This window comes from Corynebacterium sp. TAE3-ERU30, from assembly GCF_019209925.1.
In the GTDB taxonomy this organism is placed as follows: Bacteria; Actinomycetota; Actinomycetes; order Mycobacteriales; family Mycobacteriaceae; genus Corynebacterium; species Corynebacterium megadyptis.
This window is the reverse complement of the sequence record NZ_JAHUTO010000007.1, coordinates 1-1201: the sequence shown is the minus strand read 5'-3', so window position 1 is coordinate 1201 and position 1201 is coordinate 1. Positions and strand designations below refer to the sequence as shown.

Genomic DNA, 1201 nt, shown 5'->3' with positions numbered 1-1201 from the left:
GACGCGATCTTGTACGCGGGCGCGTCGAGCGACTCCAGCAGCTCCACCGCCGTGGGGTCGAACGGGCTGGAGAACACCTCCAGACCACGCTCCCGGGCGCGCGCGAACAGCTTCTCGTGCCACTCCCAGGGCGTGTGCGCACGCTCGTACAGGGCGTACAGGTTCTCGCCGCTCCACAACTCGTGGTCGTCGCTGAGCCGGAACGCGGGCGTGTCGACGTCGATCGTGATCGTGTCGGGGCGGTAGGTCTGCAGCTTCACGGCCTGCGCCCCGGCGTCCGCGACGGCGTCCACGATGGCCAGCGCCCGGTCCAGGCTGCCGTTGTGGTTGCCGGACACCTCCGCGATCACGAACGGCTCGTGGTCGGGCCCGATCTCGTGGCGGCCGATGCGAATCGAGGTCATCACCCATCTCCCAACACGACTGCCTTGCGCAACCGCAGGAAGCCGTCGGTGTCGGTGTCGGCTTCCGGTACGTACCCGGCCGCACGGAACAGCGCCACCGACGCCGTGTTGTCGCGGTGCACGGTCGCCAGCACGGTACCGGGTGAGCGGCGCCGACGAAGCTCCCGCTCGCCCTCGGCGAGCAGAGGACGAGCGAGTCGTCGTCCCCGGTGCTCGGGAGCGATCGCGATGCTGACCTCCCACTCGGCCGCGTCGAGCAGGTCGAACCGCACCATCCCGACCGGCGTGGGCCCGGTGTCGGCGTTCTCCTCGATCTCGTCGGCGATGAGCAACACGCGGTCGTCCGAGGCGAGCACCCCGCGCAACCACACCAGGTGGTCGGCGAGGGCGAGCTCCCCCGTGTTCCGCGACCAGCGACGCGCGACCGGGTCGTTGCGCCACCGCAGCAGCAGCTCGGCGTCCCCCTCCTCCGCCGGGCGCAGCCGGAGCGGGTTCGCGCGACGGTCAGTCATGCGCCGGCTGCCCCGCCCGCTCCTCCTCCAGCGCCCGCAGCCGGTCCTCGTAGCGCGCGATGCCCGCGAGCCGCACCCGGATCTGCGCGTGCTGACGCTGGATCTCCTCGATCAACGTGCGCGCCTCCGCCGCCTGCTTGTCATCGCCGGGCGGGGTCAGGGCGATGCGCTCCCGCAGGTCCTCCAGCTGCGCCTCCTGCGCCGCCACGTGCGGCACGAGCCGCTGCACCTCACCCGTGGTCCACAACAGGTCACCACGCACCCGCTCCAGCCCGGCCTCCAACT

Annotated in this window: 3 protein-coding genes; all 3 read right to left on the bottom strand. The window is 71.8% G+C overall.

The features are described 5' to 3' along the window. Window positions 1–404: N-acetylneuraminate synthase family protein (locus KR227_RS10675; RefSeq protein WP_218365317.1), on the bottom strand; the 404-nt coding region annotated here is incomplete at its 3' end. Next, window positions 404–916, bottom strand: a complete 513-nt coding sequence (locus KR227_RS10670; protein WP_005442832.1) for a GNAT family N-acetyltransferase — start codon at window positions 914–916, stop codon at window positions 404–406. The genes KR227_RS10670 and KR227_RS10675, both read right to left, overlap by 1 nt. Continuing rightward, the coding region (locus KR227_RS10665) for a hypothetical protein (protein ID WP_218365316.1) at window positions 909–1201 on the bottom strand (293 nt) is incomplete at its 5' end. The genes KR227_RS10670 and KR227_RS10665, both read right to left, overlap by 8 nt.